The 12,550-nt window shown below is 32.3% G+C and carries 11 protein-coding genes; 3 read left to right on the top strand and 8 right to left on the bottom strand.

Features of this window, described 5'->3' with window-relative positions; translation table 11 throughout:
• Positions 1-83: 83 nt before the first annotated feature.
• The 5 genes from clpX to ACZZZT_RS24310 all read right to left on the bottom strand — a co-directional run bounded on the left by clpX (position 84) and on the right by ACZZZT_RS24310 (position 5,097).
• Positions 84-1,316, bottom strand: coding sequence for an ATP-dependent Clp protease ATP-binding subunit ClpX (clpX, locus tag ACZZZT_RS24290; protein WP_073396894.1), 1,233 nt, complete (start codon positions 1,314-1,316; stop codon positions 84-86).
• A gap of 182 nt (positions 1,317-1,498) precedes the next feature.
• The gene (gene clpP, locus ACZZZT_RS24295) at positions 1,499-2,173 is read right to left on the bottom strand and encodes an ATP-dependent Clp endopeptidase proteolytic subunit ClpP (protein WP_073396892.1); all 675 of its coding nucleotides are present in this window, start codon (positions 2,171-2,173) and stop codon (positions 1,499-1,501) included.
• 322 nt (positions 2,174-2,495) lie between these two features.
• Positions 2,496-3,818 carry a trigger factor gene (locus ACZZZT_RS24300; protein ID WP_463462238.1) on the bottom strand — a complete coding sequence of 441 codons (1,323 nt, stop codon included), beginning with the start codon at positions 3,816-3,818 and terminating at the stop codon, positions 2,496-2,498.
• A 113-nt stretch (positions 3,819-3,931) separates the two neighbouring features.
• Positions 3,932-4,279 (bottom strand): phage holin family protein, encoded by a 348-nt coding sequence (locus tag ACZZZT_RS24305; RefSeq protein WP_042565688.1) that lies wholly within the window; start codon positions 4,277-4,279, stop codon positions 3,932-3,934.
• Positions 4,280-4,332: 53 nt separating this feature from the next.
• Entirely contained in the window at positions 4,333-5,097 is a 765-nt protein-coding gene (locus ACZZZT_RS24310) for an alpha/beta fold hydrolase (RefSeq protein WP_463462239.1), read from the bottom strand.
• Between the two features lie 202 nt (positions 5,098-5,299).
• Between ACZZZT_RS24310 and ACZZZT_RS24315 the strand changes: the two genes are divergently transcribed.
• On the top strand, positions 5,300-6,646 hold the full coding sequence (locus ACZZZT_RS24315; RefSeq protein ID WP_463462240.1) for a hypothetical protein: 1,347 nt from the start codon (positions 5,300-5,302) through the stop codon (positions 6,644-6,646).
• Between the two features lie 53 nt (positions 6,647-6,699).
• Here ACZZZT_RS24315 and ACZZZT_RS24320 read toward each other — a convergent pair whose 3' ends face one another.
• The 3 genes from ACZZZT_RS24320 to ACZZZT_RS24330 form a co-directional block, all read right to left on the bottom strand.
• On the bottom strand, positions 6,700-7,551 hold the full coding sequence (locus tag ACZZZT_RS24320) for a DUF4249 domain-containing protein (protein ID WP_463462241.1): 852 nt from the start codon (positions 7,549-7,551) through the stop codon (positions 6,700-6,702).
• Positions 7,552-7,554: 3 nt separating this feature from the next.
• The gene (locus tag ACZZZT_RS24325) at positions 7,555-9,834 is read right to left on the bottom strand and encodes a TonB-dependent receptor plug domain-containing protein (RefSeq protein ID WP_463462242.1); all 2,280 of its coding nucleotides are present in this window, start codon (positions 9,832-9,834) and stop codon (positions 7,555-7,557) included.
• A gap of 78 nt (positions 9,835-9,912) precedes the next feature.
• Positions 9,913-10,626: a pyridoxine 5'-phosphate synthase gene (locus tag ACZZZT_RS24330; protein WP_463462243.1), complete on the bottom strand. Its 714-nt coding sequence runs from the start codon at positions 10,624-10,626 to the stop codon at positions 9,913-9,915.
• A 117-nt stretch (positions 10,627-10,743) separates the two neighbouring features.
• Between ACZZZT_RS24330 and ACZZZT_RS24335 the strand changes: the two genes are divergently transcribed.
• Positions 10,744-11,403 carry a CBS domain-containing protein gene (locus ACZZZT_RS24335; protein WP_042565682.1) on the top strand — a complete coding sequence of 220 codons (660 nt, stop codon included), beginning with the start codon at positions 10,744-10,746 and terminating at the stop codon, positions 11,401-11,403.
• Between the two features lie 94 nt (positions 11,404-11,497).
• On the top strand, positions 11,498-12,385 hold the full coding sequence (locus ACZZZT_RS24340; protein WP_042565681.1) for an NAD kinase: 888 nt from the start codon (positions 11,498-11,500) through the stop codon (positions 12,383-12,385).
• Positions 12,386-12,550: the final 165 nt, after the last annotated feature.

Genomic DNA, 12,550 nt, shown 5'->3' on the forward strand with positions numbered 1-12,550 from the left:
AAAAAAAACCTGCTCACATAAATGAACAGGTTTTGTGTTAATCTTTGTCTAAGTTTAAAACTTGACAAAGCTGTATTTAGAATTTACGAAGCAATTTCCATTCTCTTCAATAAATTTTTACTTAAAGTATGTTCTGCGTAATCTTTATCAATTGTCAAAACTTTATCGTCTGAACTTGGTAATTCGTACATAGCATCTGTTAGAATTGCCTCGCATAACGAACGCAATCCACGAGCACCTAATTTGTATTCTAAAGCTTTATCTACAATAAAATCTAAAGCTTCATCAGAAATACTGAATTCTACTTCGTCCATCATAAACAATTTTTGATATTGTTTGATTAACGCATTTTTTGGCTGAGTCAGAATGGCACGCAATGTTTCTCTGTCTAAAGGATCCATGTGTGTTAAAACTGGTAAACGACCAATAATTTCAGGAATCAAACCAAAATCTTTAATGTCTTTTGGAATTATATATTGCAACAAATTGTCTTTGTCGATATTGTCTACATTTTTCGATGTTGAATATCCAACTGCCTGGCGGTTTAAACGTTTCGAAATAATACGTTCTACTCCATCAAAAGCTCCACCTGCAATAAACAGGATGTTTTGGGTATTTACTTCAACAAATTTCTGGTCCGGATGTTTACGTCCTCCTTTTGGCGGCACGTTTACAACTGTTCCTTCTAATAATTTCAATAATGCCTGTTGAACTCCTTCTCCAGAAACGTCACGTGTTATAGATGGATTATCGCTTTTGCGGGCGATTTTATCAATTTCATCAATAAATACGATTCCTCTTTCTGCTTTGGTTACATCATAATCAGCAGCTTGAAGTAAACGTGTCAAAATACTTTCAACATCTTCACCCACATAACCTGCTTCTGTAAGCACTGTCGCATCTACGATTGCCAAAGGAACGTCTAACATTTTTGCGATAGTTTTTGCTACCAATGTTTTTCCTGTTCCGGTTTGACCAACCATAATGATGTTACTTTTTTCAATCTCTACTTCGTCGTCTAATTGCTGTTGCATTAAACGTTTGTAGTGATTGTAAACCGCAACTGACATTACTTTTTTAGTCTGATCCTGTCCAATAACATATTGATCTAAGAAAGCTCTGATCTCTTTTGGTTTCTTTAAAATTAAGTCCCCAACCAGTTTAGCGCTTCCGCTTGATTTTAATTCTTCTATTACAATTCCGTGTGCCTGTTCAATACACTTATCACAAATGTGTGCATTAATACCTGCAATCAATAAATTGGTTTCTGGCTTTTTTCTTCCACAAAACGAACATTCTAATACTACTTTAGCCATTCTTTTTTTATTACTAAGCTGCAAAGTTACTAAGTTTCTGAGAGTTTTCAATAAAACCTTTAAAACTTAGTAACTTATTAACTTATATTTTTGTTTCAAGTCTTAAAAAGGTTTCAAATTTCAGGTTTCAAGTTGCTATTGTTAACTTGAAACCTGAAACTTGAAACATAATAAACTAATTTTTAGCTTCTTCTTAAAACTTCATCAATCATTCCGTATTCTTTTGCTTCGTCAGCTTTCATCCAGTAATCGCGCTCACTGTCTTTGTGCACTTTATCAAAAGTTTGTCCTGAATGTTGAGAGATAATATGATATAATTCATCTTTTAGTTTCAACATTTCGCGTAAGTTGATTTCCATATCTGTTGCAACACCTTGTGCTCCTCCAGATGGCTGGTGAATCATAACTCTTGAATGTGGTAAAGCTGAACGTTTTCCTTCAGCTCCTGCACATAATAAAACGGCTCCCATTGAAGCTGCCATACCGGTACAAATTGTAGCTACGTCTGGTTTGATGTATTGCATGGTGTCATAAATTCCCAAACCTGCGTAAACGCTTCCTCCTGGAGAATTTAGATAAATTTGAATATCTTTTGAAGCATCAGCACTTTCTAAAAATAATAATTGCGCCTGAACGATATTTGCGATTTGATCGTCGATACCAGTTCCTAAAAAGATAATTCTGTCCATCATTAATCTTGAAAACACGTCTAATTGAGAAACGTTCAACTGGCGCTCTTCGATAATGTATGGAGTCATGTTTGTTGGGTTCATTGCCGCTACGATTTTATCGTAGTACATTGCGTTTACTCCCTGGTGCTTTGTAGCAAATTTTTTAAATTCTTTACCGTAGTTCATATTTTATGTGTCTAAGTTTTACTTAATTTTTGGTATTATATTTTTATTTCCCACAAAGGTCATACCCTTTTATAAAGAATGTCAATATGTCTTATTTCTAGCCCAGATAGCAGTGAAAAGCTTTTTGAAATGACAACTATTTTTTGTTGGTAAAAAAAGCGACCAGCGGAAGCTCTTTTTTTACCTTACAAAAAAAGGCAGGCATGAAAAAACTTGTAACGGATAGCTGGATTAGCTCCTGAAAAGTAATCAAAAAATAAATTAAAACAAAAGAGCGTCAGGAAAAAACTTCCTGACGCTCCAATATAATTTAATTTAGAAATTATTCGCCGTAAGACGCAGCAATAAATTCTTCGTAAGTTACTTCTTTAGTTGTTGGATTTGCTTTTTCTTTAAACACTTCTAACAATTTTTCAGCTACAACCTGCTCAGAAAGTCTTTTCACTTCTTCCTGGTTAGATAAAACTCTAGCCACGATTCCTTGTACTTCTTCGTCAGTTGGGTTTGTTTGTCCAAATTGAGCCATTTGTTGTCTGATTGCTTTTGTTGTAAAAGCTTTCAAGTCTTCAAATGTAATTTGGATATTGCTTTGTGCCATTGCTTTTCCTTCAATTAATTGAAAACGTAATCCTTTTTCAGATCTTGCGTATTCAACTTCAGCTTCTTCTGCAGAAAGTTTTTTCTCTCCAACAGTTTGTAACCATTTTTTAAGGAATTCAGCCGGTAAATCAAATTTTGTGTTTTCGATCAGGAAATCCTGAACGTCTAACAATAATTTTTGATCTGCCTGTTGTGCAAATTGAGCTTCAGCATCTTCTTTAATTTTAGCTTTTAAATCTTCAAGAGAAGCTACTTTTCCTTCACCAAAAAGTTTATCAAATAACTCTTGGTTTAATTCTGCCAATTCTGCTCCGTTGATAGCTTCGATAGTAAAGTTTACTTCAACATCTAAACCGTGAACATCATCATGAGATACTTTTAAGTAATCCATTAATTGGTGATCATCTTCAAATAAACCTTTTGTGCTTACAGTAACAACATCTCCAACTTTTTTACCGATGAATTTGTCACCTGCTTTTTTGTTGAATGTAGAAACTGAAATTGTAGTTGTATTGTCGATACCTTTTTCTTCATTAGAGAAAGTTCCTGTCAAATCAGAATCAGCATCAACTTTATCTTGTGGAATTGCTTTTCCGAATTGTTTTTGGATACGCTCAACTTGTCCGTCGATTAATTTATCATCAGCTGTAACGATATATTTTACGATATTGTTTTTAGCTTCTAAGTCAATTTCGAAGTTTGGCACTAAACCAATTTCGTATTCGAAAGTTAGTTCTTCAGCATCCCAATCAAAGTTTTCGTTTTCTTTAGCAAGAGGAGTTCCTAAAAGATTTAATCTTTCAGATTGAACAAAACGCTCTAAAGCCAAATCAACTACTTTTTTAACTTCTTCCTGCTTAATTGCTTTTCCGTATTGTTTTTCAACAAGGTCTTTAGGAACTTGTCCTTTTCTAAAACCTTTAACGGTAGCCAAAGGCATTTTTTCGTTTATTCTTTTTGCTACTTGACCTTTGTAATCCATGTGAACAACTGTCATTACAATTGTTTCATTCACAGCGTCTGTTGCTACTCTTTTAATATCCATCTTCTTCTTTAATTTACGTAATAAAATTGGGTTGCAAAATTATAAAATTTTTGCAACCCAGCCAAGTTTTTAATCTATTGTATTTGAAGACGTTTTAAACGTCATTTCTATTTTTATTTTTTATCGTCTCCCAGAATTTTGTAAGTAATAGACTGAAGAATAGACAATATGACACTAAAGATTAATGCTGTCCAAAAAGAATCTACCGCAAAACCTCCAACTATATTGGTACACAATAAAATAATGATCGCATTTATAACCAGTAAAAACAAACCTAAAGTAATCACCGTTACCGGCAAAGTCAGGATAACTAAAATTGGTTTTATAAAAAGATTAAGCAATCCTAAAACCACTGCAACAATTACAGCTGTACCAAAACTTGCTACATGTACGCCTGTCAAAAGATTAGCAAGTAATAAAACCAAGGCTGCAGTAACTAGAAGTCTAAGTAATAATTTCATATTTATTTTAATTTAAAATTTTAATAAAAGTAATAAAATATTTGCCAAAATGACTATTCCTTTAAAAAGGCAGTTGTTAATTCAAAAAACATTTTAGGGTTTTCGGCATGAAGCCAATGACCGGCATTTGGAATTGTTTCTACTTTTAAATCAGGGAAGTGTGTACGAATCTGATCAAGATCGGCATCCTGAACATAACCTGAATTTCCTCCGCGAATAAATAATGTCGGCTTTTCGAAAACCAAATCATCTGCCAGAGCTTTTCCGATTGCATCCAGATTATTATTGAAAACTTCGAGATTGAATCTAAACGCCAATTGTCCAGGTTCTTTCCAGTATAAATTTTTCAACAAAAACTGACGTGTTCCAAAATCAGAAACATATTGTGCTACAATTTCCTCAACATCGTTTCGACTTGGTTTTACGGAAAAATCAACTGCATTTAATCCTGCTAAAATATCCTGATGATGTTGTTTATAAAACTTCGGACCAATATCTGCCACAATCAATTTATCTACAATTTCAGAATGTGTTGTTGCAAAAAGCATCGCTACTTTCCCTCCCATCGAATGTCCTAAAATATCTATTTTACTTAATTGATTGGCCTGGCAATATTCGAAAACATCCTGAACCATAGCTTCGTAACTCCATTCATCTGAATGAAAACTGCGTCCGTGGTTTCTTAAATCTAAAATATGAACCTGAAATCCGGCTTCTACATATTGCCCGGCAAGTGTTTTCCAGTTATCAGACATTCCTAGAAATCCGTGCATGATGATGAAAGGTTTTCCTTCGCCTTCTATTTTTGAGTATAACATTTATATATTTTTAAGCTTATTACAAATGTAAAAAACTTATTTATCAATATAAGTGGAAAAATTTTGAAGAAATCATTTTATTGTAAAAAAAGCGTATCGTTTTACGGTTTCCCGTAAACAAAGAACAATCTGAAAGTGTATATTCGCGCTCAGAAATCAAACCCAAAATTTGATTCAAATCATTTAATTAAATACCACTCCTATGATTAAAAAATTCCTTTTATTATCGTTAGTTGCTTCTCAACTTATGATTTCATGTTCTAGTGATGACAGTCCGGAAACTGACCCTGTTGTAATTGACCCTGTTGTACCTGAGCAAACTTTGGCAGAACAAATTGCTAACATTATCAAACAGCCTTATTCTAAATTGACTCCTACAGAGCAAAAAGTAAAATTAGAGGCAGAAGCTAATGAGATGTTGGTTCAGCTAGACAAAACTAAAAAATTAAGTGCAATTGAAACAATTGAAAACTTAAACAGATTATTAGACGTTAGTCCTGTTGATATTTTTAACGGAAAAAACGATAATGAAGTAGAAGATATTATCAATGTTGCTGGAGTTTACGGAATTTACACTTGGGATAATACCGGTAAAGTTTGGGTAAAAACAGCTTCGACTTCAGAATTAAAATTTGTTTTTCCTGCTAAAGAAACTCAAACTACAAATAATGCTACATTCACTAGCAAAAGTGTTTCTTCAGATATTAAAGTTGAAATTGAAGATACTTATGATTGGCAATCTGGAGTAAAAACAAACGATTATGTTTTCTTACCAACTTCAGCAGATGCAACTTTAACAATCGACAATACTGCTGTAGCTTCATTTACACAAACTGCAAAATATTCTAACGGAAAAGAAGTTCCTAATGAGTTTGCTTACAAAATGACTCTAAGTGATGGTTATACATGGGAAATGAGTGGTGTTAAAGCTACAGAAAACACTTCAAAAGGTGCTCTTACTTATAACGGTAAAACTTTACTTTCATTTAACTCAGGAAGTACTGCAAGTATTGACGCTTTAATGACAAATGACGAATTAGTACAATATAGAGGTAAAGCAAACGGATTAGTGCAACTTTTAGACAATTTTCTAATTATTGCTGATATGGACTTAGCTACAGCAGCAGCTGACGAAATTGCTTTAGAAAAAACAATGGTATATTCTAATTACGACACTAAAAACCATTATGTAGATGAAAATTCAAACAACCTTAAATATTCTCAAGGTACTGTTGCAAGCTTCAATAAAAACTCAAAGTTAATTTTAGTATCTAAAAAAGACGGAACTAAAATAGCTGATATTGTTCAGCACTCTGAAAAAGTAGACACTTATACATATAATATAAAATGGGTAGCTGATGCAACTGCAAGCAATGGAGGTTATTGGGCATCTGACGACAACTCGACTGTAACTGTTAATTATTACAACGAAGTTTATTACTTAAAATTCGGAGATAATACAGAAGTAGAAATGGGAGCTTATTTCTCAACAGGATTTAGCAGCTTCGAAGCTAAATTTGAAGAATTCATCAAAGCTTTTGAGAACTAATTATTCTTTAAAATTATAACGTAAATCCGGTTTGAAACAATTTCAAACCGGATTTATTTTTTAGGCGGTGTTCTAACAATTAAAGTACTTTGTCCATATCCTGCCCAAACACCAATACCTCCTTTTATATTCGATTTTAAACTTGTATTTGATGGATAAATTGGATTTTTACTATTAACGATTTCATTTTGCCAACTGTTCCAAAAATCCAAAGCTTCTTTGTTTTGCGTTCGTAATTTCACATAAATTAAATCTCCATCAGCAAAATATGGCGTAAACTTTGTTTTTGGAAAAAGTAAAATTCCTCTGTTTACCTGTATAGAAACGTTTGATGACGTGAAATTTTTATCATCTAAATTTCCATAGAATGCCAGAACAAAAATAGGTTCTTCGGCATCAATTTTTGTAGCAACCTGATAATAGTTTTTATCTTCTAAAGGATCATCAAATTTTACAAAAACATAACCTGTTGTATCTGTAACATTCTTTTTTACATACTCGGCACTTTTAAGCGCTACGGTTTTTGGTATAGTGGTTACAGCTTCGACAACACGATTTAAATATTCTATTTTTAGCGAATACTCTTTTCCTGCTTCACCTTTCAAAGTTGTTCCGTAGTATACAAAGGGCGGAACTCTGTTTTTATCGTTTTTCACTCTTAAAACTTCTGAAGTCTGACCATCAGAAATTGTAATTTTTGCCGATCGAATGACATGATTCAAAACATTTGTAGAGTCAATTACATCTGTAACCGGAATACTGCTTGAAAGCAAAACCTGAGCATAATCTCCTTCTTCTATCCAGCCTTCTACAACAATTTTAGATTCGATACTTTGTTCGCTAAAATCATCTTTAGAGCAACTCATTATTATTAAAGCAAAAAGAAATAATAAATATTTTTTCATCTTTTAAAATTTAAATCTCCAGCTTATTGAAGGCAATATTCTATATAATACTTTTTTGTCCTGTTTTACAACAACACTACTTTTATCATCAGCAACTTTAACATCCAAAACAACATAAATTGGATTATCAATATTAAAAGTATTATAGATTGAAAAGTTCAGGGCGCTTTCTTTTTTATTTGTTTTAAAGAAGAAATAATTTGCAGAAAGATCGGTACGAATATAATTGGGCATTTGTGCATTATTGTATTCTGAATATTCTTTGACCGGATTGTTATTGATAAAATACCAGGAAGTTGGCATTGTAAATCGATTTCCGGAACTAAATATTTGGGTAACACCAAAATTCCATTTTGAATTTAAATCATACATTCCAACTAACGACAGATTATGACGTCTGTCATATTTGGCAAAATACGTTTTTCCATTATTGAGTTCGTCAAAATTTCTATCAGACCAGCTTAAAGTATAACTTAACCAGCCGGTAAATTTTCCGTTATTTTTGCGGAGCATAAATTCAAGACCATACGCTTTTCCCTTACCCACCAATAAATCATTTTTTAGAGTTGTGGTTTCGTTAAACTGAGTTATACCATAAGGATATTCCAGTAAATCTTTCATAGAGCGATAAAATCCTCCTAAAGAGGAAACCAAATTCTTTGAAATATTTTGATTTGAACCAATTGCAAACTCATCTGACGATTGCGGTTTAATTCCATCAGAACTGGCAATCCAGAAATCTGTCGGAATTCCAACACTTGAAGTAGTAATCAAACTCAAATATTGGTATTGTTTGTTATAAGACCCGTAAAAAGAAAACTTTTCATTTGCAACGTAATTCAGTAAAACACGAGGCTGAAAATGCAAATAAGAACTTTGCGATCCTGATGTATAATAATTTATCCTCAAACCCAGTTCTGCGTTTAATTTATCTGTCAGTTTTGGTTTGATGGTAGTAAAAACAGCTGCTTCATTGGCAGTAATCATACTATTTTGAGAGGTATTGTTTGAACTGCTGAAGTTTTCAACATTCACTTTCTGAGGCTGTAAATCATGATAAACATATTGCAATCCAGACTCGACAGGAATATTTTTTATCCAAAAACGAAATGAATTTGTAAAACCAAAATCTTTCACATACGAAGAAACACCAAACTGAATTGTTGCCTGTTCCATACTCAAATCATTAGAATATTGGCTGAAATAAACAGCATTTGACATGCTTGTTTTTGAGGAAAGTGCTGTGGTTACAGAAGGAGAAACCGTAAAATTACTCCATTTCAGACTGGTTTTTAAAGACAAATTATCGTCATTAATTTTTAATTTATCACCACTAACAAAAGCATCTACAGCAAATAGATTATTTTTAGAAATCTGAGATACAAAAGTGAAATTTCCATCTGAAAATCCATATTTCATATTCTGAACATCATTATTTTGGGATGAAGAATTTATCAATGGCGCAATAATTTCATCGATATACGTTTTTCTTCCTGAAATATAAACTCCTGTTTTTTCTGTTACAGGAATGGCAAAATTCAATTGTGAGGCCAAAATACCAACATTTCCCTGAATCGTAAATTCAGTAGGTATTTTTTTGTTCGGAATTAAAAGTGTCGTCGAACTTAATCGTCCTCCGTATTTTGCATTCGAACTTGACTTATCAAATTCTACCTCCTTAATATGATCAGCATTATAAAAAGGAAAAATACCTAATAAATGAGACATTCCATAAACCGGCGTTCCATTATATAATATTGCATTATGTCCCGGATCGCCACCTCTTACGTATAAATATCCATTAGCATCTCCAGAATTTTGAACTCCGGGTGTTAATTGCAAAATCTTTATAATATCGGTTGTTCCTAAAACGGTCGGTAACGAAGACAATTCTTTTAAGTTGAAAGATAATTTACCTCCTGATAAAGTTGAAATACCATTTTTTTTATCATTATCTATAATCACTTCTTTTAAAAGTGAAATATCTTTTTCTAAAACAATTGAGATTACAGTATCTTTTACAAGATCAATATTGAGGGTTTTATTGAGATAACCCAATTGATTAATTGTAATTGTGATTTTGCCTAAAGAAATATCTTTTGAAAAATTACCAAGTGTATCACTTAGTACAGAATATTTTTGATTATTTATATTGAAAGAAATACCCGCACCAATTAAATTTTCATTTTCAGAAGATTTTACATTTCCTGTTATATTGGCTTGAGATTGCGCAAATAAACCGGAAAAACAGAATAAACAAAAAATAATAATTGATTTCGACACTAGCTTTTTATATGAAAAGTGCGAAAGTAAACAATTATAACCCAATTACATCAGGTTATAATTGTTTTAATTTTAAACTTATTTCAGTTTATTTAAATACATATTTACGACATTATCCAATCCAAGATAAAGTGCTTCAGAAATCAAAGCATGCCCAATAGAAACCTCTAATAAACCGGGAATGTTTTGTTTAAAAAACTGAATGTTATCTAAGCTTAAATCATGACCTGCATTGATTCCCAAACCTAATTCGTTTGCCAATTCTGCAGCTTTTACATAAGGCTCAATTCCGTTTTTATTTCCTAAACTATATTGATGCGCAAATGCTTCGGTGTATAATTCAATTCTGTCTGTTCCTGTTTTTTTTGCTCCTTCAATCATTTCATTAATAGGATCAACAAAAATCGAAGTTCTGATTCCGTTACGTTGAAATTCCTGAATAACTTCTATTAAATAAGCCTGATTTTTTACGGTATCCCAACCTGCGGAAGATGTTATAGCTCCAATCGCATCGGGTACCAAGGTAACCTGGGTTGGTTTGCATTCTAAAACCAAATCAATAAAATTATGCTGTGGATTTCCTTCAATATTATATTCGGTATAAACAATTGGTTTTAAATCCCTCGCATCCTGATAACGAATATGACGCTCATCCGGACGTGGATGAATGGTAATTCCCTGACCTCCAAAATTCTGAATATCGGTAGCTACTTTTAGTAAATCAGGAACATTTCCGCCTCTTGCATTACGTAAGGTTGCAATTTTATTGATATTTACACTTAACTTTGTCATATAAAATAGATAATTAATTCTAGTAACACTATATTTGTTACGACAAAAATACAAAGTAAAACGTAGCAGTTTTTGCTATTTTTTGATTATTTTGCATCAAATATCTTCAATTGATTTATGACAGAAATTACAAACTATATCACAAACGATTTTCGAGCAATTGATAGCCAGGAAACGATAGCATCGGTTCAGGACTTTTTTGCCGACTTGAATTTTTCTCATTTTCCAATTTTGGAAAACGGTATTTTTATTGGAAGTATTGCTTCTGACGATGTTGAAACTTTTGACACTGACAAAAAAGCAATTGATTACAAATATACTTTAGAACGTTTTTTTGCCAGAAAATCAATGATGTGGCTCGATGTTTTAGAAGTATTTGCAAAAAATCACACTAATACTGTTCCCGTTATTGATGAAAATAATATCTATGTAGGTTATTATGAAATGGAAGACATCATGAAGTTTTTTCAGGAAACTCCATTTTTAAAAGAACAAGGAGGTATTATTATTGTTCAAAAAGGACTTTTGGATTATTCTATGGGCCAGGTAGCACAAATAGTGGAAAGCAATAATGGAAAAATTTTAGGTTGTTTTGTTTCTGAGGCTGATTTAGAAAATGTTCAGATTACAGTAAAAATTGGTGTGGGACCAATGAATGAAATCATTCAGACATTTAGACGATATAATTATGAAATCATTTCAGAACATCAGGAAGACGCTTATATAAACAGCTTAAAAGAACGTTCTGATTATTTAGACAAATACCTTAATATATAATTAGATAATGAAGTTAATATGTCAATTAGATAATTTCTTAACTAGCTGGCTCATTATCTAATTTTCTAATTGACAAATTATCTAATTAAAAAAAATGAAAGTAGCCATTTACGGACAGTATTACCAAAACAGTACCGAACCTATTATAAAAGATATTTTTTTGTTTTTCAATACCAATAATGTTGAAATGGTAATAGAGGAGAACTTTTTAAAAATGCTTCATGAAAAGGAACTCGTAAAAAAAGAATATAAAACTTTTTCATTAAGTACTTCATTAGATAATAGTTTTGAAATGTTAATAAGTATTGGTGGCGATGGAACTATATTAAGAGCTGCAACTTTAGTCCGTAATTCCGGTGTTCCAATTTTGGGAATCAATGCGGGAAGACTTGGTTTTTTGGCTACGGTACAAAAAGAAAATATTGACAGTTTTTTGCAGTTTGTAATTGATAAAAACTACACTATTTCTGAGAGAACCTTATTAAGCATAACCTGCGATCCAAAAAATGATGCTATTGAAGAAGATTTAAATTTTGCCATGAATGAAGTTACAGTAAGTAGAAAAGACACAACTTCGATGATTACCGTTGAAACTTATTTGAACAATGAATATTTAAATTCATATTGGGCAGATGGTTTGATTATTTCGACGCCAACGGGTTCAACCGGATATTCTTTAAGTTGTGGCGGACCATTGCTTACGCCAGAGGTAAAAAGTTTAGTAATTACGCCTATCGCACCTCATAATTTAACCGCCAGACCACTTGTTATTCCCGATGATACCGAAATTAAGTTACGTGTATCAGGAAGAGAAGATCAATATTTAGTTTCATTAGATTCCAGAATTGCTTCTGTAAAAAACGAATCTGTTTTAACGATTAAAAAAACAGATTTTAAAATAAAAATGGTTGAAATTCCTGGCGAAACTTTCTTAAAAACCTTAAGAAATAAGCTGCTTTGGGGAGAAGACAAGAGGAATTAAGCCTTTTTCTCACACGCCACTATACGATAATACCACTTTTTCTCGTTCTGCATGTATCGAATCCTCATTAAATGTCTCAAAATCATATTGCAAATTGAAAAAAAAGCACATTTAACTAAAGCGACGTTGATTCGTATCGATAATTATTATATTTGCACGCAATTC

It is taken from the genome of Flavobacterium sp. AC274, from assembly GCF_979258275.1.

Coding starts and splice junctions, on each gene's coding strand:
- clpX (WP_073396894.1), bottom strand. CDS start 1,316: ATGGCTAAAGTAGTATTAGAATGTTCGTTTTGTGGAAGAAAAAAGCCA.
- clpP (WP_073396892.1), bottom strand. CDS start 2,173: ATGAACTACGGTAAAGAATTTAAAAAATTTGCTACAAAGCACCAGGGA.
- ACZZZT_RS24300 (WP_463462238.1), bottom strand. CDS start 3,818: ATGGATATTAAAAGAGTAGCAACAGACGCTGTGAATGAAACAATTGTA.
- ACZZZT_RS24305 (WP_042565688.1), bottom strand. CDS start 4,279: ATGAAATTATTACTTAGACTTCTAGTTACTGCAGCCTTGGTTTTATTA.
- ACZZZT_RS24310 (WP_463462239.1), bottom strand. CDS start 5,097: ATGTTATACTCAAAAATAGAAGGCGAAGGAAAACCTTTCATCATCATG.
- ACZZZT_RS24315 (WP_463462240.1), top strand. CDS start 5,300: ATGATTAAAAAATTCCTTTTATTATCGTTAGTTGCTTCTCAACTTATG.
- ACZZZT_RS24320 (WP_463462241.1), bottom strand. CDS start 7,551: ATGAAAAAATATTTATTATTTCTTTTTGCTTTAATAATAATGAGTTGC.
- ACZZZT_RS24330 (WP_463462243.1), bottom strand. CDS start 10,626: ATGACAAAGTTAAGTGTAAATATCAATAAAATTGCAACCTTACGTAAT.
- ACZZZT_RS24335 (WP_042565682.1), top strand. CDS start 10,744: ATGACAGAAATTACAAACTATATCACAAACGATTTTCGAGCAATTGAT.
- ACZZZT_RS24340 (WP_042565681.1), top strand. CDS start 11,498: ATGAAAGTAGCCATTTACGGACAGTATTACCAAAACAGTACCGAACCT.